Origin of the sequence: Amorphus orientalis (assembly GCF_030814015.1) — a bacterium.
GTDB classification, from domain to species: domain Bacteria; phylum Pseudomonadota; class Alphaproteobacteria; order Rhizobiales; family Amorphaceae; genus Amorphus; species Amorphus orientalis.
This window is the reverse complement of the sequence record NZ_JAUSUL010000005.1, coordinates 1-25,171: the sequence shown is the minus strand read 5'-3', so window position 1 is coordinate 25,171 and position 25,171 is coordinate 1. Positions and strand designations below refer to the sequence as shown.

General features: G+C 66.2%; 21 protein-coding genes. 11 read left to right on the top strand and 10 right to left on the bottom strand.

Going from position 1 to position 25,171, the window contains the following annotated elements:
* Position 1: 1 nt before the first annotated feature.
* The 6 genes from tolA to J2S73_RS18830 form a co-directional block, all read right to left on the bottom strand.
* Positions 2 to 1,354 (bottom strand): cell envelope integrity protein TolA, encoded by a 1,353-nt coding sequence (gene tolA / locus J2S73_RS18855; protein ID WP_306887225.1) that lies wholly within the window; start codon positions 1,352 to 1,354, stop codon positions 2 to 4.
* 1 nt (position 1,355) lies between these two features.
* Positions 1,356 to 1,814 carry a TonB system transport protein ExbD gene (gene exbD, locus J2S73_RS18850; protein ID WP_306887224.1) on the bottom strand — a complete coding sequence of 153 codons (459 nt, stop codon included), beginning with the start codon at positions 1,812 to 1,814 and terminating at the stop codon, positions 1,356 to 1,358.
* A 9-nt stretch (positions 1,815 to 1,823) separates the two neighbouring features.
* Entirely contained in the window at positions 1,824 to 2,564 is a 741-nt protein-coding gene (gene exbB, locus J2S73_RS18845) for a tonB-system energizer ExbB (RefSeq protein ID WP_306887223.1), read from the bottom strand.
* Positions 2,565 to 2,863: 299 nt separating this feature from the next.
* Complete coding sequence (locus tag J2S73_RS18840; protein WP_306887222.1) at positions 2,864 to 3,295, bottom strand: RrF2 family transcriptional regulator; 432 nt, start codon at positions 3,293 to 3,295, stop codon at positions 2,864 to 2,866.
* 236 nt (positions 3,296 to 3,531) lie between these two features.
* Entirely contained in the window at positions 3,532 to 3,963 is a 432-nt protein-coding gene (locus tag J2S73_RS18835) for an OsmC family protein (RefSeq protein ID WP_306887221.1), read from the bottom strand.
* Between the two features lie 143 nt (positions 3,964 to 4,106).
* Positions 4,107 to 4,946 (bottom strand): universal stress protein, encoded by an 840-nt coding sequence (locus J2S73_RS18830; protein ID WP_306887220.1) that lies wholly within the window; start codon positions 4,944 to 4,946, stop codon positions 4,107 to 4,109.
* Positions 4,947 to 5,054: 108 nt separating this feature from the next.
* Between J2S73_RS18830 and J2S73_RS18825 the strand changes: the two genes are divergently transcribed.
* The 8 genes from J2S73_RS18825 to J2S73_RS18790 all read left to right on the top strand — a co-directional run bounded on the left by J2S73_RS18825 (position 5,055) and on the right by J2S73_RS18790 (position 15,549).
* Positions 5,055 to 6,560, top strand: a complete 1,506-nt coding sequence (locus tag J2S73_RS18825; protein ID WP_306887219.1) for an MFS transporter — start codon at positions 5,055 to 5,057, stop codon at positions 6,558 to 6,560.
* A gap of 173 nt (positions 6,561 to 6,733) precedes the next feature.
* A complete protein-coding gene (locus J2S73_RS18820) occupies positions 6,734 to 6,949 on the top strand; it encodes a hypothetical protein (RefSeq protein ID WP_306887218.1) in 216 nt (71 codons plus the stop codon).
* A 348-nt stretch (positions 6,950 to 7,297) separates the two neighbouring features.
* A complete protein-coding gene (locus J2S73_RS18815; protein ID WP_306887217.1) occupies positions 7,298 to 8,899 on the top strand; it encodes an ABC transporter substrate-binding protein in 1,602 nt (533 codons plus the stop codon).
* A 226-nt stretch (positions 8,900 to 9,125) separates the two neighbouring features.
* A complete protein-coding gene (locus J2S73_RS18810) occupies positions 9,126 to 10,133 on the top strand; it encodes an ABC transporter permease subunit (RefSeq protein WP_306887216.1) in 1,008 nt (335 codons plus the stop codon).
* A 4-nt stretch (positions 10,134 to 10,137) separates the two neighbouring features.
* Positions 10,138 to 11,061: an ABC transporter permease subunit gene (locus J2S73_RS18805; RefSeq protein WP_306887215.1), complete on the top strand. Its 924-nt coding sequence runs from the start codon at positions 10,138 to 10,140 to the stop codon at positions 11,059 to 11,061.
* A gap of 8 nt (positions 11,062 to 11,069) precedes the next feature.
* Complete coding sequence (locus J2S73_RS18800) at positions 11,070 to 12,044, top strand: ABC transporter ATP-binding protein (protein WP_306887214.1); 975 nt, start codon at positions 11,070 to 11,072, stop codon at positions 12,042 to 12,044.
* Positions 12,041 to 13,054: a dipeptide ABC transporter ATP-binding protein gene (locus J2S73_RS18795; protein ID WP_306887213.1), complete on the top strand. Its 1,014-nt coding sequence runs from the start codon at positions 12,041 to 12,043 to the stop codon at positions 13,052 to 13,054. Before J2S73_RS18800 ends, J2S73_RS18795 begins: the two co-directional genes overlap by 4 nt.
* 500 nt (positions 13,055 to 13,554) lie before the next feature.
* A complete protein-coding gene (locus J2S73_RS18790; RefSeq protein ID WP_306887212.1) occupies positions 13,555 to 15,549 on the top strand; it encodes a phosphatase PAP2 family protein in 1,995 nt (664 codons plus the stop codon).
* Positions 15,550 to 15,781: 232 nt separating this feature from the next.
* On the opposite strand, the gene J2S73_RS18785 is transcribed toward J2S73_RS18790, so the two are convergent.
* Together J2S73_RS18785 and J2S73_RS18780 are read right to left on the bottom strand one after the other, a co-directional pair.
* Entirely contained in the window at positions 15,782 to 16,537 is a 756-nt protein-coding gene (locus J2S73_RS18785; protein WP_306887211.1) for a fumarylacetoacetate hydrolase family protein, read from the bottom strand.
* Positions 16,538 to 16,566: 29 nt separating this feature from the next.
* Entirely contained in the window at positions 16,567 to 19,326 is a 2,760-nt protein-coding gene (locus J2S73_RS18780) for a benzoate-CoA ligase family protein (protein ID WP_306887210.1), read from the bottom strand.
* A 95-nt stretch (positions 19,327 to 19,421) separates the two neighbouring features.
* On the opposite strand from J2S73_RS18780, the gene J2S73_RS18775 reads away from it, so the two are divergent.
* On the top strand, positions 19,422 to 19,862 hold the full coding sequence (locus J2S73_RS18775; RefSeq protein WP_306887209.1) for an acyl-CoA thioesterase: 441 nt from the start codon (positions 19,422 to 19,424) through the stop codon (positions 19,860 to 19,862).
* Positions 19,840 to 20,670: an IclR family transcriptional regulator gene (locus tag J2S73_RS18770; RefSeq protein ID WP_306887208.1), complete on the top strand. Its 831-nt coding sequence runs from the start codon at positions 19,840 to 19,842 to the stop codon at positions 20,668 to 20,670. The genes J2S73_RS18775 and J2S73_RS18770 overlap by 23 nt, the downstream gene beginning before the upstream one ends.
* Positions 20,671 to 20,677: 7 nt before the next feature.
* On the opposite strand, the gene J2S73_RS18765 is transcribed toward J2S73_RS18770, so the two are convergent.
* Positions 20,678 to 21,838 (bottom strand): iron-containing alcohol dehydrogenase, encoded by a 1,161-nt coding sequence (locus J2S73_RS18765; RefSeq protein ID WP_306887207.1) that lies wholly within the window; start codon positions 21,836 to 21,838, stop codon positions 20,678 to 20,680.
* A 148-nt stretch (positions 21,839 to 21,986) separates the two neighbouring features.
* Positions 21,987 to 22,757: a YrhK family protein gene (locus J2S73_RS18760; RefSeq protein ID WP_306887206.1), complete on the bottom strand. Its 771-nt coding sequence runs from the start codon at positions 22,755 to 22,757 to the stop codon at positions 21,987 to 21,989.
* A 1,168-nt stretch (positions 22,758 to 23,925) separates the two neighbouring features.
* Between J2S73_RS18760 and J2S73_RS18755 the strand changes: the two genes are divergently transcribed.
* Positions 23,926 to 25,171: autotransporter-associated beta strand repeat-containing protein (locus J2S73_RS18755; RefSeq protein WP_306887205.1), on the top strand; the 1,246-nt coding region annotated here is incomplete at its 3' end.

Sequence of the window (25,171 nt, the reverse complement as noted above, 5' to 3'; positions counted from 1 at the left end):
GTCAGCGGACCGAGAAGCTCATCGGCACGGTGAAGGACATGCTTCCCTGGCCGAGTTCCTGGGGGATCGCGGGAATGCGCGCCCGCCGGACCGCGGTCAGCGCCGCCTGGTCGAGGGCAGCGTTGCCCGAGCCGCCTGCCAGCCGGACGCCGGTGACCTGACCTGACCCGCCGATGGTGAAGCTGACGCGGACCGTGCCCTGGGCGGGCCGGGCGCTGGCAGGATAGCGCTTCTGCCGTTCGATCGCGCGGCGCACCTGGGCATGATAGCGGTTGCGCGCCTCCGCCACCTGGGCGCGCGAGGCCGCGCGCCGCGCCTGGGGCGTCGGCTTTCCGCGCTGGGTCTGGGTCTGCTGCTGCGGACGGGCCTCGGCACGCTGGGCCTGACGGCGGGCTTCGGCCCGCTCGCGCTGCCGTTCCCGCTCGCGTGCCTCCGCGATCCGCTGCGCCTCGGCGCGTTCCCGGGCCCGCTCCTGTTCGGCGGCGATACGCTGGCGCTCCTGTTCCAGGACCTTGCGCATCTCCTCGGTGGGTTCCGGCTTCGTATGCGGCGTCTCGAACGGGCGGCGCGCCTTCTCCTCGGCGACGTCTGAGCTTGCAAGGGGCGGCGGCGGCGGTTTTGCGAGCGGCAGCGGGACGGCCGACACCTGCGCTTCAGGCTCCTGCAGAACCGGCTCTTCCACCGGCTCGGCGATCTCCGTCTCCGGCTCCGCTTCGGCCTCTTCGGTCACGGCCGGTTCCTCGGGAGTTTCCACCGGGTCCGGTTCGGGCTCGGCCAGCGCCTCGGCCAGGTCGGGATTGATCGGAGGCGCGGCCGGTTCGACCGTTTCGACCGGCTCGGGGATTTCCTCCGTCAGGGGCTCTTCCACGGTCTCCTCGACGGGGTCCTCGAGCGGCTCGTCGACGGGTTGGGCGGCTGGTTCGACGGGCTCGGGCTCCGGCTCCTGCACTTCCGGCTCGGGAGCCGATTCCGGTTCCGGCTCGACCACCTCTTCCGGCGTGTCGACGACCTCTTCGGGCAACTCCTGGGGCGGCTCTTCGCTTGGCTGCGGCGTGCCGGCCTTGTCGATTTCCTCGGGCGGCGTCTCGACCGGGGTGGACGTCGCCGCGCCGGCGGAGTTGGCCACGTCGGAAGCGTCCTCGAAGCTCTGCTCGGTGCTCTCGATCGGCGGCAGATCGACGAAGACGGCCGGCTCCATCGCAGCTACGTCGGGGGCATCGGGACGCTCGTTCAGCGCGACGGCAGCCACCGCGACGGTTGCCACGGTCACGACGGCGAAGCTTGCCAGCCACGCCAGCGCGCGGGCCGGGGTGAGGCCGTGATGATCGGAGGACGGAAGGCCGGGGCGGCTCATCTCACTCCTGCGACGTCTCGGACGGGGCGTCGGGCTCCGGAACGTCGGAGACGGAATCCAGTCCGACGAGCGCGAGCTTGTGATAGCCGGCGTCCCTGAGCCGGTTCATGGTCGTCACCACGTCCTCGTAGCGCAGGGACCGGTCGGCGCGCAGGAACACGCGCGTCTCGCGGTCGCCCTCGGTCTCCGCGTCGAGCCGGGAGCCGAGCGTGTCCGTCGCGATCGGGTCGTTGCCGACATAGAGGGTGCGGTCTTCCCGCACGGTCACGATCAGCGGGGTGTCGGGACGCGGTGTCTTCTGGGCGGTGGAGGAGGGCAGGTCCACCCCGACATCCACCGTCGACAGCGGGGCTGCGACCATGAAGATGATGAGCAGAACGAGCATCACGTCGATGAACGGCGTGACGTTGATCTCGTGGTTTTCCTGCAGGTCGTCGCCGTCGCTCGGTCGGATCGCCATGCGTCTCTCCTACTCGGCCGCGAGGCCGAACATGGCGGTCGGCGAGCGATCGAGATCGCGGCCGACCAGACGCAGCACGGCGGCGGAGGAGTCGGCCAGGAGCGCCTTGTAGGTCGCGATCCGCCGGCTGAAATGGTTGTAGATCACGACGGCCGGGATCGCCGCGGCCAGTCCCAGAGCCGTTGCCAGAAGCGCTTCGGCGATGCCCGGCGCGACCACGGCCAGGTTGGTCGTCTGGGCTTCGGAGATGCCGATGAAGGCGTTCATGATGCCCCAAACCGTGCCGAACAGGCCGACGAAGGGCGAGGTCGAGCCGATGGTCGCCAGCACACCGGTCCCCTGGCCGATACGGCGGGCGGCCGAGGCCTCCAGGCGGACGAGGCGGCTTTCCACGCGCTCTTTTATGCCGTCGGGCGCGAGGCCGGCGGACAGGTCGATCTCTTCCTCGGCGGCCGCGATCAGCCGCGCGACGGTCGAGCTCGGGCCGGGCCCGGCCTTCGCATCGGCTAGCGTCCGCGCGGAATTGATGCGCGACAGCGAGCGGCGCGTGCGCGAAACGGCGCCGGCCAGTTCGATGGTCTTGAACAGCCAGACCGTCCAGGTGACGAGAAAGGCGACGACCAGCCCGATCATCACCGCCTTCACCACGATGTCTGCGGCCATGAACATGCCGATCGGGCTCAGGTCATGCGCGACGTCCGGAGTGGCGAACAGCGCCGTGGCGCCGCTGGAAAGGAGGGTCTCGTCCATGGGTCGGCCTTCATCGCGTCGAGGCCCGGTCCATCGACTGGGGGTCGATCGGGATGGCCTGTCCATCGTCGCTGTGGTGTTGACGAACCGGACCCGGCGGAGGGTCAGGGGCTCCGCCGGGCGCGTTCGGTCCCGATCCGCCCGGCCACAGGGCCACAGGGAACGGTGACGCGGACCCTATAAAAGTGGACTCATATAGTCAATATTCGGGAATGGATCGACGAATGCCGGGTCTGCGGAGCGGCTTTTGCCGCTTCCGCACATCTTCGTGACGGGCTTGTCGAGCGCGTGTCGCCGTTTCAGATGGCAGACCGCTTGGGGGCGTCAGCCGCCATGAAGGGGCCGTCGCCGCCCGCAACGACGGGACTTTCGCTGTCGATGAACTCGGACAGGTAGTGGCTGTCGAGATGCGACAGAAATGCCTCCCACGCACCGTCCATCAGCGGCGTGATTCCCTCCGACTCCTCACGCGTGTCGAAGGATTCCAGCTGCCGGACAGCCGCCCCGATGGAGATCTCGTCCGGGTCGTAGGCAAGCCGGACGCCTCCCGCACGGCCCCGTGCGGTCTTGACCAGGCCGGTCTTGGTCAGAAGGTTCACGAGCTTGAACGCGTAGGCCTCGGGAATGCCGGACAGCCGCGCGATCTCGGTGATCGGCGTCAGGTCCGGATGGTGACGCCCACACCACACGAGTATGCGAATCGCGTTGTTGGTCTGTTGTGAAAGTCGCATCTCAGCCTTCTCGGATGTCCCGGCTACGAGCCTAGTCCAACTCGCGGTCCCGGTCGACACACGAAGCCTAAAGTTCTTCCAGTTACAACCCCTGACAGTCAGAAAGCGCCCGCCGCCCGCACGTACCACGGACGGCGGCCGCCCTCTTTTCGTCCTGGTCGAGATGGCTTTCCGAAGGCCGCGGGAGGACCCAAAACCCCGCCGACTGCGCAGCCGTGCAGGGCAACGGGTCAGGATCAGCCGACCAGGCTTGCCTCCAGGGTGATTTTGGCCTTGAGGACCTTGGAGAGCGGGCAGTTGGCCTTGGCTTTTTCGGCCAACTCGCGGAACTTGGCCTCGTCGGTACCCGGTACCCGGCCTTCGAGGGTGAGATGCACTGCCGTGATCTCGAACCCGTCCTCGGACTTGTCGAGGGAGACCTCGGCGGTGGTGTGAAGACTGTCGGCGGTCAGGCCGGCGTCGCCGAGCACCAGGGATAACGCCATCGTGAAACATCCGGCGTGTGACGCACCCAGCAATTCTTCCGGATTGGTGCCGGCCTCGTTCTCGAAGCGCGTGGCGAATCCGTACGACTTGTCGCTCAGGGCGCCGCTTTCGGTCGAGACCGCGCCCTTGCCGTCCTTCAGGCCTCCGGCCCACACCGCTGAACCGCTGCGTTTGATCGTCATGATTGCCTCCTGCTGCCGCGATGGAACGAACGATGGGCGACCGGCGGCTTCCGCCGATCACTCCGGAGAACGGAACGCTGAAGCGAAGCCAGGGTTTCGTCCGCTCCCGACGAGACGGTTTCTCACTCCGGTCGCAGCCGGCCCTAATGGGCCAGGAAAACGGGCAGGGGCGATTCGGCGATCAGGTGGCGGGTGGCGCCGCCGAAGATCATCTGCCGCAGCCGGCTCTGGGTATAGGCACCCTTGACCAGCAGGTCGGCGCCGACGCTGGCGGCCTCCGCCAGGATCGTTTCGCCGGAGCGGACGGATCCGTTGCGCAGGCGCCTGAGTTCCGCAGAAATGCCGTTCGCGATCAGCCGCCGGACCACCGCCGCGCCGTCCGGCCGATGTCCGAGCGTACCGTCGTCGTCGAACACCACGACCTTCTCCGCTTGATGCAGCAGCGGTTTGGCGAAGGCGATGGTCCGCGCGGTCTCGCTGGAGCCGTTCCATACGACGACGACCGTGGAGCCGAACGTCTCCACCGGAGCCTTGGGACTGACCAGAACCGGTCCGCCGCTGTCGAACAGGGCGGCCTCCAGGGTGGTAATGGCGCTGCCGCCGGGCCGGCCGCTCGGCTGCCCAACCACCGTCAGGTCGAACGCACGGCCGAAGGAGCCGAGAAACTCGTCGCCCGATCCGGATTCGCTGTACCAGCTCCACCGGGCCGCGTCCCGGGACCCATCTCCGTCCTCCACCAGGCCGTGTTCCGTCATTACCCGGGCGAAAAGTTCGCGCGCTTCCGCCTCCGGTCGCTGGTCGTCCCATTCGGGGTCTGTCACGATGGCCACGCTCGCCGGATCCCAACCGATTGCGGCCACCTGGGCGCGTCGGAGGGCGAAGCCGGTGAGATTGGCCGACATCTTCGTCGCCATCTTTGCTGCAAGCGATATGATCCGGTCGGCCTTCTCGTGGGGCTCGACGGGGACTAAGAAGGTCTTCATGCATACTCCCTGATGTCAGCGTGTCGATCCGCTGGCGTGTGGGCTATCCGTTTCCAACATCGGTCGCGCGAGGCGCTGGCCGAATACCCTTCCAGTATCCAGTCGTCGATGACCAATCCGACCCCCCGTCCCGACATCGCCCAGCCTCCGGGAGAGGCCGAGGCGCGTCGTGCGTTCTTCGCGATCTTTCCCGCGCTCATTCTGCCGATCTTTCTGGCGGTGGTCGACCAGACAATCGTCGCAACTGCGCTTCCCGCGATCGCCGCCTCCATGGGGGAGGTGGATCGTCTGTCCTGGGTGGTGGTCTCCTATCTCGTGGCGGCGACCATCTGCGCCCCGGTCTACGGGCGGCTCGGAGATCACTTCGGCCGTCGGCGCCTTATGTTCGTGGCGCTTGCGGTCTACATGTGCGCCTCGCTCCTGTGCGCGGTGTCCTGGTCGATCGAGATGCTCACGCTGGCCCGGGTGCTGCAGGGATTCGGCGGCGGCGGCCTGATGACGCTCGCCCAGGCGATCGTCGGCGAGACCGTGGCTCCCCGCGAACGCGCCCGGTACCAGGGCTACATCGCCACCGTCGCCGTTACGTCCAGCACGTTCGGGCCGGTCGCGGGCGGCCTCCTCACCCAGTATTTCGGGTGGCAATCGGTCTTCCTGATCAATCTGCCGCTCGGCGTGCTGGCCGGCCTGCTGGCGCTCCGGCTGCCAAAGTCGAAGCCGAGCGACGACGTCATCCGGTTCGACGGCATCGGCCTGTTCTGGTTCGCCGCCTTCATTTCCGCGGTGCTGATCATGCTCGAACAGGCCGAAGGGATTTTTCTCGGACAGTGGGGCCTGCCGGCCGGCCTTTTCGTGGTCGCCGTGCTCGCGGTCGTGTTTCTGATCCGCCGCGAGCACCGGACCTCCGATCCGCTGCTGCCGCTGTCGATCCTGCGTAAGCCGGCGGTCTGGCGGGCCGACTGTCTGGCCGTCTGCCATGGCGGTATGCTTGTCTCGCTGATCACGTTCCTGCCGTTCTATCTCCGCGTGGCCCACGGCACGTCGGCCTCCAGTACCGGCCTGCTGCTATTGCCGCTGACCGCCGGCATCGGCCTGGGCTCGATGGTGACCGGCCGCATCGTCGGCCGCACCGGCAAGACGGCGATCTTCCCGTCGGTGGGGCTGACCTGCGCCGTGGTCGTTCTGGTCTTTCTCGCGCTGACGGCGGAGCACCTGACGGCTGGCGAGCTTTCGGTCGTGTTCGGTGTCCTGTCGATCTCGCTCGGGACCGTGATGGGGGTTGTCCAGCTGACCGTGCAGATGGGCTCGGGGACCCGCCAGCTCGGCGCGGGCGCGGCCACCGTCCAGTTCTCCCGCTCGCTGGGGGCGGCCGCCGGAACGGCCCTTGTGGGAACGGTGCTGTTCTCGACGCTGGCCATCTCCAACCCGCAGGCGGGGGCTGCGTTCGCCGAACTGGTCCAGGCCGGACCGGAGGCGCTGGCGTCGATCCCGGCGGATCAGCGGGTCGTGATCGAGCAGGGCCTGGAAGCGGCGTTTCGCAACGCGTTCCTGTGCATCGGCGGCTTCGCGCTGATCGCCGCCTGGCTGGCCTGGACGCTTCCGCTGAGGCGCGTGTGACCGGCAGTGCCGGCCGGTATTCTGCGACGGAATGTCTGCCGCGCCAGACCTGCAAATGAAAATCTGTCGCATGTCGAAACCGTCCAGCGTGCGCTACCTCCACCGGTGAGCCGGCCTCCACGCCAGACGGCGCCGTACCGGCCTCATCCAGTGATGGCAACCCGGACGTTTCGATGCTGCGTATTCTCTACTCCGTTCCCTTGATCGGCTGGCTCCTTCAGGATGCGATCGAAGGACCGGTCTCGTCCCGGCTGTGGTTCCTCGCGAACCTGGGCATGCTCTGGTTCCTGGCGGTCTATTTCTTCGGCGTGGCGGCGTTCATTTTTCCGCTTCTGGCGCTGGCCGGGATCGTCCTGACCTCGATCGTGGTTCTGACCCTGGTGCGCTGAGCGCCGTCGGCACTTTGGATCTGCGCGACGGCCGGCGCCGCGTCCATTTCGCTTGAGCCGACGCGCTTCCCCGGCCCGTCTTCCCCAGGCTGCGCCGGGTGCCTCTCCGTGAATTTCGATAGCATGACGTCCGATGGCGGCGTCCGCCGCCGGCCGCAAACGTGAGCGAATCCGATCGATCCGGACGGTCCGCCGCGGCCCCAACGCGATTTCGTCGAAGAACGATTTTCCGGTTCCACTGCGCTCGCGGCAAAAATCTGGCGACCCCCGATTGATCTGAGGCCAGTTTGGGACTTTTCTGTTCCTCAGGACGTGGGACCTTTCCGCGTCAATCAGAGGGAGAGATAGATGAAATTCTGCGATGGCTTGAAGGCGACCGCCGTAGCCGCAGGGCTGCTGGCTTTCGCCGGGACCGCGCACGCGACCACCTTCGTCTACTGCTCGGAAGGCTCGCCCGAGGGCTTCGATCCGGCGCTTTACACCTCCGGAACGACCTTCGACGCCACCTCGAGAAACGTCTTCAACAAGCTGGTCGAGTTCGAGCGCGGCACCACCAACGTCGTTCCCGGCGTGGCGGAGAGCTGGGACGTTTCGGAGGACGGGACAGAGTACACCTTCCACCTGCGTCCGGGCGTGAAGTTCCACTCGACCGACTATTTCACCCCGACCCGGGACCTGAACGCCGACGACGTGATCTTCTCGTTCGAGCGCCAGCTCGATCCGGAGAACCCGTACAACCAGTATGTCGAGGGGGCGTCCTGGGAGTACTTCAACGGCATGTCGATGCCGGATCTGATCGAGTCCATCGAGAAGGTCGACGACATGACGGTCAAGTTCAACCTGACCCGGCCGGAAGCGCCGATGATCGCGAACCTGGCCATGGACTTCGCCTCGATCCAGTCCAAGGAATACGCCGATCAGCTGGCTGAGGCCGGCAATGTGCAGCAGCTCAACCAGAAGCCGGTCGGAACCGGCCCGTTCCAGTTCGTGGCCTATCAGCCGGACGCCGTGATCCGCTATCAGGCCAACCCCGACTACTGGGCCGGCAAGGCGCCGATCGACAACCTGGTGTTCGCGATCACGCCGGATCAGGCAGTCCGTCTCCAGAAGCTCCGGGCGGGCGAGTGTCATCTCGACCCCTATCCGAACCCGGCCGACCTCTCCGACATCGAAAGCTCCGACGGTCTGACCCTGAAGAGCCAGGAGGGCCTCAACGTCGGCTATCTCGCCTACAACACCAAGGTCGAGCCCTTCGACAACCCGAAGGTCCGCAAGGCGCTCAACATGGCGATCAACAAGCAGGCCATCCTGGACGTGGTGTTCCAGGGGTCCGGCAAGGTCGCCAAGGCCCCGATCCCGCCGACGATCTGGTCCTATAACGACGAGCTCGAAGACGATCCGTACGATCCGGACGCTGCCAAGAAGATGCTCGAGGAAGAGGGCGTGACGGATCTCTCCATGAAGGTCTGGGCGATGCCCGTGCAGCGGCCTTACAACCCGAACGCCCGCCGCATGGCCGAACTGATCCAGGCCGACTTCGAGAACATCGGCGTCGACACGGAGATCGTCTCCTACGAGTGGGGCGAGTATCTGGAGCGGTCGAAGGCCGAAGACCGCGACGGTGCGGTGCTGCTCGGCTGGACCGGCGACAATGGTGACCCGGACAACTTCCTGGCCGTTCTTCTGGGCTGCGATGCCGTCGGCGGCTCCAACCGCGCCCAGTGGTGCTACGAGCCCTTCGAGGAGATCATCCAGAAGGCCAAGGTGGTTTCCGACCAGGAGCAGCGTGCCGAGCTCTACAAGGAGGCCCAGGTGATCTTCAAGGAGCAGGCTCCCTGGGCCACGATCGCCCACTCCGTCGTCAACAAGGCGATGAGCGATCAGGTCGAAGACTTCAAGATCGACCCGTTCGGCGGTCACATCTTCTACGGCGTGGACCTCAAGCAGTAAGCGCCCGCCATCTGGCCGGCGCCGGGCGATCGATCCCGGCGCCGGCCTTATTGTTTATTTCGGCCCCCTGCGACCGGGCAGACACGCCAGGCCCATTGCGGGGCGCCCGGCTTCGATGTTTCGAGTCCGTCCCCGCTGGTCAGACGCGACCGGTCTGTCGGGGCCATTCTCGGGCGGGTGAGGAACGGTCAGGCCGTCCCGCCGCCAACCGTTCGCCAGAGGACCCATGCTCCGCTTTCTCGTGAACCGGCTCGGGGTGTTGATCCCGACCTTCATCGGCGTGTCGATCGTGACGTTCGCCTTCATCCGCGTTCTGCCGGGCGATCCGATCCTGCTGCTTGCGGGCGAGCGCGGTGTCGATCCGCAACGCTACGCGGAACTGGAGGCGCTTCTGGGCTTCGACCGGTCGCTGCCGGTCCAGTATCTCGATTATATCTGGGGCATCCTCCACGGCGATTTCGGCACCTCGCTGGTCAGCAAGCGGCCGGTTCTCGAAGAATTCCTTGCGCGGTTCCCCGCCACGCTGGAGCTGTCGCTCTGCGCCATGTTCTTTGCCGTGGTGGTCGGCATTCCGGCCGGCGTGATCGCGGCGGTGAAGCGCGGCTCGATCTTCGACCAGTCGATCATGACGACCGCGCTGGTCGGCTACTCCATGCCGATCTTCTGGTGGGGCCTGCTGCTGATCATCCTGTTTTCCGTCACCCTCGGCTGGACGCCGGTCTCCGGCCGGATCTCGCTGATGTATTTCTTTCCCCAGGTGACCGGCTTCATGCTGATCGACTCGCTCCTGTCGGGCGAGAAGGGCGCGTTCGCATCGGCTGTGAACCATCTCATCCTGCCGACGATCGTGCTGGGCACGATCCCGCTCGCCGTGATCGCACGGCAGACGCGCTCGGCCATGCTGGAGGTGCTCGGCGAGGACTATGTCCGGACCGCACGGGCCAAGGGGCTGCCCGGCCGCCGCATCATCGGCCTCCATGCCCTGCGCAACGCGCTCATTCCGGTCGTGACCATCATCGGTCTGCAGGTCGGCGTGATGATGGCCGGGGCGATCCTCACAGAGACGATCTTTTCCTGGCCCGGCGTCGGCAAGTGGATGCTCGATTCCGTCTTCAAGCGCGACTATCCGGTCGTGCAGGGAGGGCTGCTGCTGATCGCCGCGGTGATCATGATCGTCAATCTTCTGGTCGACCTTCTCTACGGCCTGATCAATCCACGCATCCGGCAGGGATAGGGCCATGACCGATCACTCCGCGCACGACACCTCCGCCGAAACCGCCCGATCCAGCCGCTCCGCCCGGCGCGAGATGGTCCGGGAGTTCTGGTTCTACTTCTCCGAGAACCGGGGAGCGGTGGCGGGGCTGGCCGTATTCCTGACGCTGGTCCTGGTGGCGGTTCTGGCGCCGCTTCTGGCGCCCTACAGCCCGGATACCCAGTTCCGCGATGCACTCCTCGTTCCGCCGATCTGGGACGAGAACGGCCGGGCGGGCTTTCTGCTCGGGACCGACGCGGTCGGCCGCGACGTGCTTTCGCGCCTGATCTACGGCGCGCGCTATTCGCTCTTCATCGGTCTCGTCGTGGTCACGCTGGCCCTGATCAGCGGCATCCTTCTGGGGCTGATCGCCGGCTTCTTCCGGGGCTGGATCGATACCGCCATCATGCGGCTGATGGACGTGATCCTGGCGTTCCCGTCGCTACTTCTGGCGCTGGTTCTCGTCGCCATTCTCGGCCCGGGTCTGCGCAACGCCATGATCGCGATCGCGCTGGTCCTGCAGCCCCATTTCGTCCGCCTGACGCGGGCCTCCGTGCTGTCGGAGAAGAACAAGGAATACGTGGTCTCGGCCCGGGTCGCCGGCGCAGGCCGGATCCGCCTGATGACGAAGACGATCCTGCCCAACTGTCTGGCGCCGCTGATCGTTCAGGCGACCCTGTCCTTCTCCACCGCGATCCTGGACGTCGCCGCCCTAGGCTTTCTCGGAATGGGCGCCCAGCCGCCGACGCCGGAGTGGGGTACGATGCTCGCCGACAGCCGCGAGTTTATCACCCGCGCGCCCTGGCTGGTGACGCTGCCGGGCGTGGCCATCCTGATCACGGTGCTGGCGATCAACCTGGTGGGCGACGGGCTGCGCGATACCCTCGATCCGAAACTGAAGCGGAGCTGAGGTTCGTCATGTCCCTTCTCGATATCCGTGATCTGACCGTCACCTTTGCCACCTCCCAGGGGCCGTTCACCGCTGTCGACAGCGTCGATCTGTCCGTCGATCCGGGCGAGGTGCTGTCGATCGTCGGGGAATCCGGATCGGGCAAGTCGGTGGCCATGCTGGCGGTCATGGGGCTTCTGCCGCCGACGGCGACGGTCACGGCCGCTGACATGTCCTTCGACGGCAGGGACCTGCGCACGCTGTCGTCCCGGCGGCGGCGCGAGGTGATCGGGCGCGACATTTCCATGATCTTCCAAGAGCCGATGTCGAGCCTCAATCCGTGCTTCACGGTCGGCTTCCAGATCGGCGAGGCGCTGAAGACCCATCTCGGTCTCGGCCGACGGGAGCGGAAGGAGCGCACCATCGAACTCCTGTCGATGGTCGGCATCCCGGAGCCGGAAAAGCGCCTGACCGCCTTTCCCCATCAGCTCTCCGGCGGCATGAGTCAGCGTGTCATGATCGCCATGGCGATTGCCTGCCAGCCGAAGCTTCTGATCGCGGACGAGCCGACCACGGCGCTCGACGTCACCATCCAGGCGCAGATCCTCGATCTGCTGGTGGACCTGCAGAAGGACACCGGCATGGCGCTGGTGCTGATCACCCACGACATGGGCGTGGTGGCGGAAACCGCCCAGCGCGTGGTCGTCCAGTATGCCGGCCGGCAGGTGGAGCGTCAGGAGGTCATCGGGCTGTTCGACGCGCCGCACCATCCCTATACCGCAGCCCTTCTCGACGCGCTGCCGGACCGGGCCGACGGCGACCGGCTGCCGGCGATCCCGGGCGTGGTGCCGGGGCAGGGCGATCGGCCCGACGGCTGCCTGTTCAATCCGCGATGCAAGTTTGCCGACGAGCGCTGCCGGACCGTGGTGCCGCCTCGCCAGCCGCCCGAGTTCGGCGAGGCGCTCTGCCACTATCCCCTTCACACCGGCGAGGAGGCGGCATGAACGCCATCATCGAAGCCGACGACGTCGCCCTGCACTACGAGGTCGGCAGCGGGATGTTCGGCCGCCGTCTCACGCTGAAGGCGGTGGCGGGCGCCACCTTCTCGGTCGAGGCCGGCAAGACGCTTGCGGTCGTGGGCGAATCCGGGTCCGGCAAGTCGACGCTCGCGCGCATGATCACCATGATCGAACAGCCCACGTCCGGGCGGCTCGTGATCGACGGTCACGCGATCGGAGAGGGGAGCGATGGCCACGATCCTGCGACGCTGCGCCGGACCGTCCAGATCGTGTTCCAGAACCCTTACGGGTCGCTCAATCCGCGCCAGAAGATCGGCACGATCCTGGAAGAACCGCTGGTCATCAACACGAAGCTGTCGGCCGACGAGCGGCGTGCGAAGGCACTATCCATGCTTCAGCGCGTCGGCCTGCGCCCGGAACACTATGGCCGCTATCCGCACATGTTCTCTGGCGGGCAGCGCCAGCGCATCGCCGTCGCCCGCGCGCTGATGCTGGATCCGAAGATCCTCGTCCTCGACGAGCCGGTGTCGGCGCTGGACGTGTCGATCCAGGCCCAGGTTCTGAACCTTCTCGCGGATCTCCAGCAGGAGTTCGGGCTCACCTATCTGTTCATCAGCCACGATCTGTCGGTGGTGCGTTTCGTCGCCGACGAAGTGTTGGTCCTCTATCTCGGCCGGCCGGTGGAGATCACCACGTCCGAGGCGGTGTTCAGCCGGCCGCTGCATCCCTATTCGCGCGCTCTTCTGTCGGCGACCCCGGTGGCCGACCCCCGCCGCAAGCGCCAGAACATCAAGCTTACCGGCGAGATCCCGTCGCCGATCAATCCCCCGTCCGGCTGCGCCTTCCACCCGCGCTGTCCCTATGCCCGGGACGTCTGCCGGCAGACCCGGCCGCCGCTGTTCGAGATCGAGGGCGCGCAGGTCGCCTGCCACGGCATCGCGGAAGGCTGGATCGATCCGGAAGGCGCCTGGGGCGAAAGCGCCGACGCGGCCTGAGCTTTGTTTCGCTCACGCGAGTTCGCTCCGCTCACCGCTCCGCGGAGGCGGCCTGACCGGCCGGCGCGCGGTCGCGCGCTGATCAGCAAAGCCAGTGAAAGTGGGCACCGGTTTCGCGTCCGACTTTGCGAAAAAAGAGCCCTATCCCAGCAAAATTAGCGGCCGGTATCCCTTCCGGGCTGAGCAGGTTCACTCGCCGGTCTGCTCCTGTGTCACCGCCCATCGTGGGGCGGCAAGCGTTCCGCTGCACCGATATGCAATTTATTGTTGCGTTAATTCCCGTTTGTCGGGTAATTTTCAATCTGAACGGGATGGAGCGCCGGGCTGGGCCTTGAGTGATCTGGGGAGGCTCGGCAGTCGATTTCTCTTTCATTTCAAATAGCAGGTCTCTGCGTGCTTCCCGGTTCGGGCCGACCGATCCCGAAGCCGCCGCTTGCCTGAGTATGCAACCTTAAATTTTATTTGCGGCTGGGCCGCTTGCCTGATGAAGGAGGGGTTTCATGGGGTTTCCGGATCCGAAGCGACGGGAGGATGCCGTCTGGCGGCGCAACGAGGCCACGCGGTTGTCCACGGAAGTGGAGCACCCAGAGCAGGAACGGGTGTCGGAGAAGAGCCCCTTCATCTTCAGTTTCACCAAGGGCTTGTTTCATCTCGACAGCGGCCTGCTTGCAGACCCTCAGCATTTCGAGGACTTCCGCACCGGCACCCAGAGTTCGGATCCAGCCGTTTTTGCGGACGTGCCGCTCAACTGTGCGGCGTGGACCATCAAGGACCAAAACGGCCTGATCGAATTTCGCCAGTGGGAGAGCCCGACAGCCGGCTTTGCCTATGTGCTGGAAGGGCCGGATCCGCTCGCGCTGACCATGCCGGCCGCTCCGGCGCCAGGGTCGGCGGAACTCGCTGCGGAGATGGCCGAAGTCTACCAGATGGCGCTCTTCCGGGACGAGCCGATCGCCGCGTTCATGGACGAGAGCCTGATCGGTGGTCTTCAGGGCCTGTCGGCCCCTCAGAAGAAGGACCTCAAAGCGTCGCACGGCAAGGCGGCGAATGCAGCCGATCGGCTGAGCGCGATGCGCTGGTTTGCCGGCACCGACCATCAGCTCGATACCTGTGCCGGCGACATCCGGCCGCGCCGGAGGTTCGGTCACGCACAGACCCCGGGAAACATGTTCCGTGGGCTCGGTGAGGACGGCTGGCCGACGCCGTTCCTGTCCCAGTTCATGATCGCCGGGACCGGGGAGCGGGACACCGGGATGGTCCGCTTCGGCAACCAGCGGATCGATCAGCGGGTCCGGGTCGCCAAGCCCGGCCGGGACTACATGACCACTTGGTACGACTGGCTCGATGTCCAGAACGCGCTCAACGCCCGCAAGCGGTACGAGCCTGATCCGAACGATGAGGACAAGGAAACGGAGTTCGTTCCCGGCGCGTACCGCTATATGAGCCGGCTTCGTGACATGGCGACCTATGTCCACGACGACGCGCTCTATCAGGCCTACCTGAACGCCGCCCTCATGCTCCTGGGCGAGAAATATCCCTTCGATCCCGGGATTCCCTATCACGACGCGTCCGACAACGCGGTGTCGCGCAAGAACCAGGAGCCTTTCGCGCTCTTCGGCGGCCCGCATCTTCTGACGCTGGTGACGGAGGTCTCCAGCCGGGCGCTGAAGGCGGTGCGCCTGCAGAAATTCTCGGTGCACCGCCGGATGCGGCCGGAGGCGGCCGGCGCGCTCTTTCACACCATCTACACCGGCTACGATCCCAATCGCGAACACGAGAGCAAGCCTTGGCCCTATGAGGGAGACACGTCTGAGGCCCGGGCCCGGCGGGAGCTGGGCCGGACACTGGCGACCTACACCTTCCCAGACGGCAACGGGCTCGATCCGAAGCTCGACGAAATCCTGCAAGAGGTTGCCAACAAGCACTGCACGCGCCTGCTGCCCATGGCCTTCCCGGAAGGCTCGCCGATGCATCCGGCCTACGGGGCGGGGCATGCAACGGTCGCCGGCGCCTGTGTCACGCTCCTGAAGGCGTTCTTCAACATGGAGAACCCGAAGGCACGGGGAACGCCGGCCTATCTGGTGCCGCCTGAGGGCGAGGCCCTGGTGCCGTCCCCGGGCAACAACGCGGACGATGTCAAGATCGACCTCCTGTCCCTCAAGATGGAAAAGGGGCTGACGCTGGAGGGTGAGCTCAACAAGCTGATGTGGAACATCTCCAACGCCCGCAACATCGCCGGGGTCCACTACTTCACCGACTACATCGAGTCCGCGCTTCTGGGCGAGGCGATCACGATCGGCATCCTGCGCGAGCAGATGCTGGCCTACGATCCTCGGGAGCATGTGTCCATGACGGTGCCGCTCCTGGTTCCGCGCAAGCTGCCCAAGGTGCTCCTGAACGGCTCGTCGATCAATCCGCACCGGGATGTGGCCGCGGTCCGCATTGATCGTCACGGCCATCTGCACGAGGCGCTCCCGACGCCGGGGCGGGCATAAGGCGAGCCGGGAAACGGGGCTTTCCGGAAACCTCCGCTCATCCCCGCGAAAGCGGGGATCCAGAGCCAGGGATGGCAGCCTCCCGAGAAAGGCCGCCCTGGACTCCCGCTTTCGCGGGAGTGAGCGGCACAAGGGGCGGGGCGTTGCCCGGAACGAAACCTTCGACGAGCGATAAAAAAAAGGGCGAGGCGCCGTGCGCCCCGCCCCGATGGTCTCGCCTTGGGAGGTGAGCCTATTCCGGGTCGGTGATGGTGAGCGCGATCGGGGCAAGGCCGTCCACACCGCCCTCGATCTTGTCGCCGGCCTTCACCGCGCCGACGCCGGCCGGGGTGCCGGTGTAGATCAGGTCCCCCGGGATCAGGTGATAGTAGCGCGACAGGTGGCTGACCAGCTCCGGCACCTTCCAGATCAGGTCGTCGAGGGTCGCTTCCTGCTTGGTCTCGCCGTTGACGGAGAGCCAGATGCGCTGCTTGGCGATCTCGCCGAATTCGGCGGCCTTGGTGATGTCGCTGATCACGGCGGACTGCTCGACGTCCTTGCCGAGATCCCACGGCCGGCCCTTTTCGCGGGCGACGAGCTGCAGGTCGCGACGGGTCATGTCGAGGCCGCAGGCATAGCCGTAGACCGCGCTGGCCGCTTCGGCGAGGTCGGCCTTGAAGACCGGTTTGCCGATCGCGACCACGAATTCCATCTCGTAATGGTAGTTCTCGGTGCCGGGCGGATAGGGGATCGTCGCGCCGGAATGGACGATCGTCGAGGCGGCCTTGGTGAAATAGAACGGCGCCTCGCGGTCGACCTCGTGGCCCATCTCCGCGGCGTGGGCGGCGTAGTTGCGGCCGACGCAGAAGACGCGGTGAACCGGGTAGGCGGCCTGCTCGCCCTTCACGGCGACGGCCGGGGTGGTCGGAATGTCGAACAGCATCGCGGTGTCTCCTTGGTTCTGCCCGGTCCGGTCGGTCGGCGGGTCGTTGCCGCCTTCATGCGTCATTTCGGCGCCGAGGGAAACCGTTAGTATACTTATTTCTTTGTGTCGTCCCCATCCGTGCGCACCAGCGCCTGGCGGTCGATCTTGCCGGTACCGGTCTTCGGAAGCTCGCCGACGAACTCCACGATGCGCGGATATTTGTAGGCGATCAGCCGCTCCTTGACGAAGGACTGGAGGGCCGTGGTCTCGTCATCGCCCGGCTCGTGACCGGGGCGGAGCGCAACGATGGCGCGCAGCGTCATCCGCCGGTCGGGAAGCTGGTGGGCCAGAACGGCGCATTCCTGGACATGGGGATGCTCGTTGAGGCAGCGCTCCACCTCCAGCGGCCAGACCCACTGACCGGACACCTTGATCAGTTCGTCGGCGCGGCCCTGAAAGAAATAGAAGCCGCCGTCTTCCACGAACCGGTCGCCGGTGTAGATCCAGTCGTCCCGCATCGTCTTGGCGGTCTGCTCCGGCCGGTTCCAGTAGAGCGGCGCGGAGGAATGGCCGCGCACCCACATCACGCCCTCCTCGCCATCGCCGACCGGATTGCCGTCGGGATCGCGCAGGATGACTTCGTAGCCCGGCACACGCTTGCCGGCGGAGCCGAGCCGGTGCTCGTCCTGGGTGTTGGACAGGTAGATGTGCAGAAGCTCGGTGGAGCCCAGCCCCTCCATCGGCCCTTTGCCGGTGAGGTCCTTCCAGGTGGTGTAGACGTCCTCCGACAGGGTCTCGGCGGCCGAGACGGACAGCCGGATCGACGACAGGTTGCGGTCGCGGACGCCGTCGGCGCGGGCGAGCGCGGTGTAGAGCGTCGGCAGGCCGAAGAAGACGGTCGGCTTGAAGGTCTCGATCATGTCGAGGATGCGGTCCGCCTCAGGCCGGCCCGGCAGCAGGACCGTGGTCGCGCCGACGGAGAAGGGGAAGGTGAAGGCGTTGCCGAACCCGTAGGCGAAGAAGATCTTCGGCACCGAGAAGCAGACGTCGTCGGCCTCGAGCTTGAGGACGGTGCGGCCGTAGGAAGCCTCGGAATAGGCCATGTCGTGGTGCAGATGGACGATGCCCTTGGGCCGCCCCGTCGAGCCCGAGGAGTACATCCAGAAGGCCATGTCGTCGGGACCGGTGTCGGCCGCCTCCAGCGTCGCCGGCTGGCCGTCCAGGAACGTGCCGGCATGCTCGAAGCCGTCTGCGAGCGGGCCTTCGCCGTTGGCGATGATGACCCGCTCCAGCCCGGCCGCCCGCATTTCCGGATCCTCGAAGATCGCCATGAGCGGCGCTTCGCACAGCGCGATCCGTGCGCCGGTGTCCGCCACGAAGAAGCGCAGCAGATCGGGCGTGGCCTGGGTGTTCAGGAGCACCGGCACGAAGCCTGCGCGCACCGCGCCGAAAAAGGCGGCCGGATAGGACGGTGTGTCGTCGACGAAGAAGACGATCCGCTCGCCGCGCTGGCAGCCGGCGGCCTTGAACGCATTGCCCCAGCGCGCGGCTTCCGCGCAGAGCGCCCGGTAGGTGAGCGTTCCGGCCGGACCGGTGACGGCGATCTTGTCGGGGTTGCGGTCCAGGTTGTCGAACAGGACCGCGCTGCAGTTGGGATGGGCGGTCTTGTCGTAGCCGACCTCGCGGTCGCCGTCGGTGGTGCCGACAGGATCTCTGATGACGGCCTCTGTGTCGGCGTGGCCTGCGCGGTAGTCCTCATAGGCCGCCATGAAGCCGGGCGCGATCCGCCGCAGCCGCTCCATGTCCACCCGGCCGGACCGGGTGATGTAGGCAAATGCGAAGTCGAGCGGGGCGAGCTTCATGTGCTCGGCGAAATGGTCGTACCAGAGCGCGGACGTGTTGGCGGCATTGACGATCTTGCGGGCGATCGGCTGCCGGGTCTCCTGATAGGCCGCGAGCGCATCGGCGACGCTGGTCTCGCTCTTCAGGGCGCGCACCAGCGCGATCGCGTCCTCCATCGCCAGCCGCGTGCCGGACCCGATCGAATAGTGGGCGGTGTGGACGGCGTCGCCCAGGAGCGCGCGGTTGCCGGTAACCCAGGTGTCGCACCAAAGCCGCGGGAAATTCCGCCAGATGGAGTTGTTGGTGACGAGCTTGTGGCCCTTCAGCGTGTCGGCGAAGATCTCCTCGCAGACCCGCGCCGTCTCCGTCTCGTCCATGTCGGCGAACCCGTAGGCCTCGAACGTGGCCTTGTCGCACTCCACGATGAACGTGCTCATGCCCGGCGCGTAGCGATAGTGGTGGGCGTTCAGCGTGCCCTTGTTGGTGGTGACGAAGGTTTGGGTCAGCGTATCGAAGGGAAGCGTCGTTCCGAACCAGGCGAAATGGTTCTCGAAATGCTCGATGCTCGCGCCGAAGGCCTCCGGATCGGAGGTGCGCACCAGGGAGTTCAGCCCGTCCGCGCCGATAACGAGATCGGCGTCGAGAGCGTCCAGCGACGTGACGCGGTCGTTGAAGCGCATGTCGAGACCGGCTTCGGCTGCGCGCTTCTGGAGAAGCTGTAAGAGCTCGAGCCGGCCGATCGCGGAGAAGCCGACGCCGTCGATCGTCACGGTCTCGCCCCGGTGGACGAGCGTCATGTTCCGCCAGCGCTCCATCTCCGGGGTGATCAGGGCGTGGGTCGCCGGATCATCGGCCTTGAGAAAATCGAGCGCTTCGTCTGAAAAGACCACGCCGAAGCCGAACGTGGCATCGGACGGATTCTGTTCGGTCAGCCGGATGGCGGCGTTCGGAAACGCTTCCTTCAGCAGGATGCCGACATACAGCCCGGCGGGCCCGGCGCCCACAATCTCGATGCGCGAAAGATCGGTCACTGATGTCCTCCCATATAGGCATTTTGACTGCCCGTTTGATCGGGACCATAAGGGCGAATTCCGGATGGTGCAATTAATTCCATAGGGTGAAAACAATGAGCGCGGATACGACGCTGTACTCAGCGACCTTCCTGATCGGGTTCGGCGACTGCGACCCGGCCGGAATCGTGTATTATCCCAATTATCTGAGGTGGTTCGATTCGACCTATCACGGCTTCATGCGCTCGCGCGGCAAAACCCATCAGATCTTCTGCAACGAGAATGGCCTGATTGGGACCGGCCTGATGGACGTCGGCGCGACATTCCGCTCGCCGGGCCGGGACGGCGATGATCTGGTGATCTCGATCGTGTCGGCGGAGTGGCGCGACAAGTCGGTCCGCTTCAACTATCGCGGCACCGTGGGCGACCGGCTCCTGATCGAGGGCTACGAGGTCAGGGGGCTGTTCATGCGCGACGGCGACCGGCTCAGGCTGGCGCACACGGGACCTCTCAAGGCCTATCTGGAAGGCGACGATGGCGAGCGACCCCGCACCTGACAAACCGGCCGAGGCGTCCGGCGGAATACAGTCACTGGACGCCGCGCTCAGGGTGCTTCTCGCGATGGCGCGCCTGGACGGGCCGGTTGCGCTCTCTGAACTCGCGCGCGAGTGCGACATGCCGGTCTCCAAGGTGCACCGCTATCTCGCCTCCTTCCTCCATGCCGGTCTCGCCAAGCAGGCGGGCCGATCCGGCAAGTACGATCTCGGCGCGACGGCCATCGAGATGGGGCTGGCGGCGCTGCACCGGCACGACTTCGTCAACTGGATTTCCGAGGAACTTCCGGCGCTCGCGCTCGACACGGGCATGACGGCACTGCTCTGCGTCTGGGGCAATTCCGGGGCGACGATCGTGCGCTGGGAGCGGGCGCCGTCCTTCGTGATCACCTCGCTCGGTCTCGGCACGACCCTGCCGCTCCTGACGTCTGCCACCGGCCGGGCCTTCCTGGGCTATCTTCCCGAGGCGGTCGTCGGCGGCGAGATGAAGCGGGAGCTTCGCCTGCTCAAGGCGCGGCCGAGTGTCTGGCCGGAACTGACGCCCGATCTCAAGGGCGTGCGGGCTCTGGCGGGCCAGGTGCGAGAAGAGGGTATCGCCCGTGTCGACGGCCGCTTCATTCCGGGCCTCGTGGCGGTGGCGGCACCGGTGCTCGACTGGCAGGAGCAGGCGGTTGCGGTGGTGACGCTGATCGGCACGGATCCGGCGGCGATCGAACCGGACGCGCCCGGTATCGCCGCGCTCAGAGCGTTTGCCGCCCGCCACTCCCTGTCCACGGACCCCGCGCCAAGACCCTCGGGGGCGCCCGAGTAGGTTTCACCTACCAGGCGGCCTCGTAGATGGCGAGCGCATCGCCGCGGGTCACTTCGCGCGGATTGTTCACCAGGAGCCGTGTCTGCTTCATCGCGTCGTCGGCCATCATGTGCAGTGCGTCGTGGGGAATGCCCACGTCCCGCAGCCGGGGCGGCAGTCCGCAGCGGATGGTGAGTTCCTGCAGTCCGTCGGCGAAGGCGGGTCCGCGCGCCTGGGTCCCGATCTCGGCCAGCTGCGGAAACACGATGGGCGCGAGGTCGGCATAGACGGGGCCGGCGGTGGCGGCGTTGAAGCGGATCACGTGGGGCAGCACGAGCGCGTTGGACAGCCCGTGCGGAATATGAAAGTGGCCGCCGATCGGGTAGGCCAGCGCGTGCACCGCGGCCACCGGAGAGTTGGCGAAGGCCTGCCCGGCCAGCATCGAACCGAGCAGCATGTCGGCGCGGGCGTCCGCATCGCTGCCGTTTGCGACGGCGCGCTCGATGGCACCGCCCATGAGACGCAGCGCTTCGCGGGCGAGCGCCCTGGAAACCGGGTTGTTGTTCACGCTGGCCGACGCATGGGCCTCGATCGCGTGCACCATCGCATCGACGCCGGTGGCCGCCGTCACGGCAGCCGGCAGCCCCAGCGTCAGATCCGGATCGAGCAGGGCGACATCCGGCAGGAGAAGTGGAGAGACCACACCCATCTTCTCGCTGGTCTCGGTGGTGACGATCGCGATCGGGGTGACTTCGGAGCCGGTACCGGCCGTGGTCGGAACAAGCATCAGAGGCAGGCGTGGTCCCTTGGCGTTGCCGATGCCGTAGGCCGCCTCGAGCGTATCGTTTCCGGTCGCCAGCAGAGCGACCAGCTTGGCCGTATCCAGGGACGAGCCGCCGCCGAACCCGATCACCGAATCGGCGGCATGAGCCCGCGCCGCCTCCTGGCCGAGCCGGACGATGGCCTCGGGCGGATCGGCTTCCACCTCCGAGAAGATCGCCGTTTCCAGACCGGCTTCGGCAAGCGCCGAAAGGGCGGGATCGATGAGGCCGGTCCCCATCAGGCCTGGATCGGTGATGAAGAGCGGTCGCCGGAAACCGCGCGCCGCCGCAAGGGCCCCGATCTCCCCGGCCTTGCCGGACCCGAACACGATCGAGCCGACGGTGTTGAAGGTGAACGGTGCCGTCATCGCTTTATTCTCCCTGCTGCCGGTTTCGCTTTGGCCGGCATGCCCGCACGGTCCCATGGCGACCGCAGGCGAGCAAACTACCGGCACATGACCGCCCGGGTCCACGTGCGATTGCCATGGTCGAAGCCATTGGCCTCTCGACCCGAACTCAAGATGATCTGCGTTTGTTGCGGCGTGGAAGGGGCACGATCGGCCTGGGCTCGATGGCCGTCGAGACGCCGAGCTTGTGGGCGACGACGCGATAGGCGCGCCGGTAGTTGAACAGTCCGCCGGCGAAGAACAGCACGCTTCCGACCAGATACTGCCAGGCGAGGAAGGCATCGACCATCCGTTCGTCGGTGTCGCTGGCGAACGCCCAGAGATAGGGGATGGAGGCGACGGCAAACAGCACGGACCCGATGACGAAGGTCAGCGCCGTGAGGTTCATGAGCTGCAGGGTGAGCAGGTCGTCCGCCTGGACGATCTGCAGGACGTTGATCACCGCGCCGGCAACGAACAGGATGCTGCCGATGACGAAGCACCACGCTCCGGCGATCGGCAGATCAACCTGGGAAAGAAAGAAGATGCTGCCGACGACGAACAGCAGCGTTCCGGTCACATAGGTGAGGGCAGCAACCAGCTCCAGCCGGTCCCAGATATCCGGGGGGCCTGAACGACGGCGTGCATGTGTCACGACCTCCACCAGATCGTGACCCGTGACCAGCAGATAGAGAAGCGATCCCGCGAAAAAGATCCAGGCCCCGAGATCCGCATAGGCCGAGAGCGCCGGGAAGAAGCAGATCGACCCGGCTATGAAGACCAGTCCGCCGAGCTCGTAGGTGACCGCATTGATGGTCTCCCAGCGGAAATTGGACTTCCGGTCCGGATCGTCTCCGATCAGGTCGTGCAAACGCGATCGGTTGACAAACATGTGCGGCATGGTGCGGCGCTCCCGAAGCGTTGTCCGGTTGGTGCGTCAGGTTGGGTCTGGATGACCGGATTGGCCAGTCGCTGCAAGCCGTGCCATGCGTTTCTCCAAAGACCCGTGCATTTCAGCGCGCATGGCCCGAGTCAGGTGTAGATTAAATTTTTCCATTTATTCCTTCAAAATATGAGGTTTAAGAATATCTTGGAAAGCTATCTGTCTTGGATCTTGCGGTTCAGGAGCTAGACGAACCTGTCGATCTCCACCTTCCTTATCCGGTCCGGACGCACCTGGCAGGTATCATCGGTAATCTGCGACCCTCGGCAGCGAGGAGATGAGCGGTTTTGCAGAGTCCGGTCACTTCCGTGCATCAGTATTCTCTAAAATTATATATTAGGAATATTCTATACATATAAGATTCTGTGTCCTTTTCATCACGAATTCCCAAAAATCGTTCTCTGGCGGGCGCATCGATTCAGTAGTCCTTGAAAGGACCGGCGCAGATCGTCTTGCCTCTCCAGGTGGTAGGATCGATTCATCCGGGTCGGGCGCTGCTGCAGGCGTGGAGGGAATGGTCTGGATGCCGGTATTCATGGGTGGTGAGAGGTGTGGTCCGCGGCGCGCGTCGGTGGAGGGAGAGCCGTCCGGTTGCACCCGCAGCGAAGCGCCGCGATCCCGGTCGAGCGGGCGGCTGCGCCGATTGACCCTTCTCAGCACCGCAGCGGTCGTTCTTCTGGCGGCTCAGCCCGCGCTTGCCGGCGGCGGTGCCGGCGGCGTGAATGGAAGCGGAAGCGCCGGCGGCGGCGGAGGGGCTTCCTCGTCAACCGGAATCGGCAACAACGGCGTGGACGGGTCTAGCCCCGGAAGCGCCTCTTCCAGCGGCGGCGGTGGCGGCGGCGCCGGCGTTTCGCTTGGGGGCGATGGAGGTGATTCGTTCGGCGTCGGCGGCGGCGGCGGGAGCGGTTTCGGAGCGGCTGGAAATTTGGGCGGCACCGGTGCTGGCGGCGGCGGCGGGACTCACGGCTTCTCGGGCAGCGGTGTGATTCCTTCTGCGGTGGGCGGCAATGGTGGAAATGGCGGCGGCGGCATAGGCGGAACGAGCGGCGGTGGTGGCGGCGGTGGTGGCGCCGGCGGCTACGGCGCCGTTTCGACAGGAACGCCGAATGAACTCCGCGTTGGAGACATGGTTTCCGGCGGCAGAGGCGGCGACGGCGGCGCTGGCGGTTTTGGCTCCGGCGGTTCGGGCGGCGGTGGCGGCGGCGGCGATGGCGGCATTGGCCTTCTGGCCACACAGCCCGGGACCGTCTCCGTGGTCGGGACGGTGAATGGTGGCAACGGCGGCAACGGCGGGGCCAGCGGCGGCAGTGGCGCGGACGGTGGAGACGGGGGCGACGGCGGCGCCGGGTTCTCCACGAGCCAGACGTCCACACTGACCATCAGCGGCACGGTCAGGGGAGGCACGGGCGGTATCGGCGGCAACGGCGGGCCCTCCGCCTCTTCGGGCGACGGCGGAGACGGCGGTGCCGGCCTGTCCTTTGGCGGGTCGGCGACGGTGACGATTTCCGGTACTGTAAGCGGCGGCGACGGAAACAACGCCGGACTGCCGTCGGGCAGTGGATCGTCGGGTTCGAACGGCGCCGGCGGTGTCGGAATCACCGGCGCGAACCTCGACCTCACGGTGTCTGGAAGCGTGAGTGGCGGGGTCGACGGCAGCAACATCACGCGTGCGAACGCGATCGAGTTCACCGGCGGCACCAACCGGCTGACGCTGGAGGCCGGCTACGGGATCTACGACACCGTTGTCGCGAACGGGACGAGCGATACGATGGGACTCGGCGGGGCGTCGAATGCGTCGTTTGCTGTTTCGAACATCAGCTCCAGCGGCCAGTTCCGCGGCTTCGAGGCCTTCGAGAAGACCGGCACCAGCACCTGGACGCTGAGCGGAACCCCCGGCCAGACGACGACGCCGTGGACGGTGACCGGCGGCACGCTCGCGATCTCCAACGGGGCTTCGCTGGGATCGTCGGCGGGGACGCTGACCCTGAATGGCGGCACGCTGGGAGTGACCGGCTCGACGACCGTTTCCAATCCGATCGCGGTCGGGTCGGCGAACGGGACCATAAACGTTGCGACCGGAATGTCCGTCTCGGCTCAGGGCGCCGTGTCGGGAACCGGGACGCTGACCAAGTCCGGTCCGGGCCTGATGAGCCTCACCGCCGACAGTTCGTCCTTTACCGGCAGCACCAATGTCTCGGCCGGTGTGCTCGAGGTCTATAGCGGGCTCGGCGGTGATATCGCGGTGGACGGGGAGTTGCGGCTGATCCAAAATTCGGTCCGGACCTTCTCCGGCGTCTTCTCCGGAACGGGAACGATCAGCAAGCAGGGATCCGCGACGACGACGCTTTCGGGCGATTCGTCGGGCTTCGCCG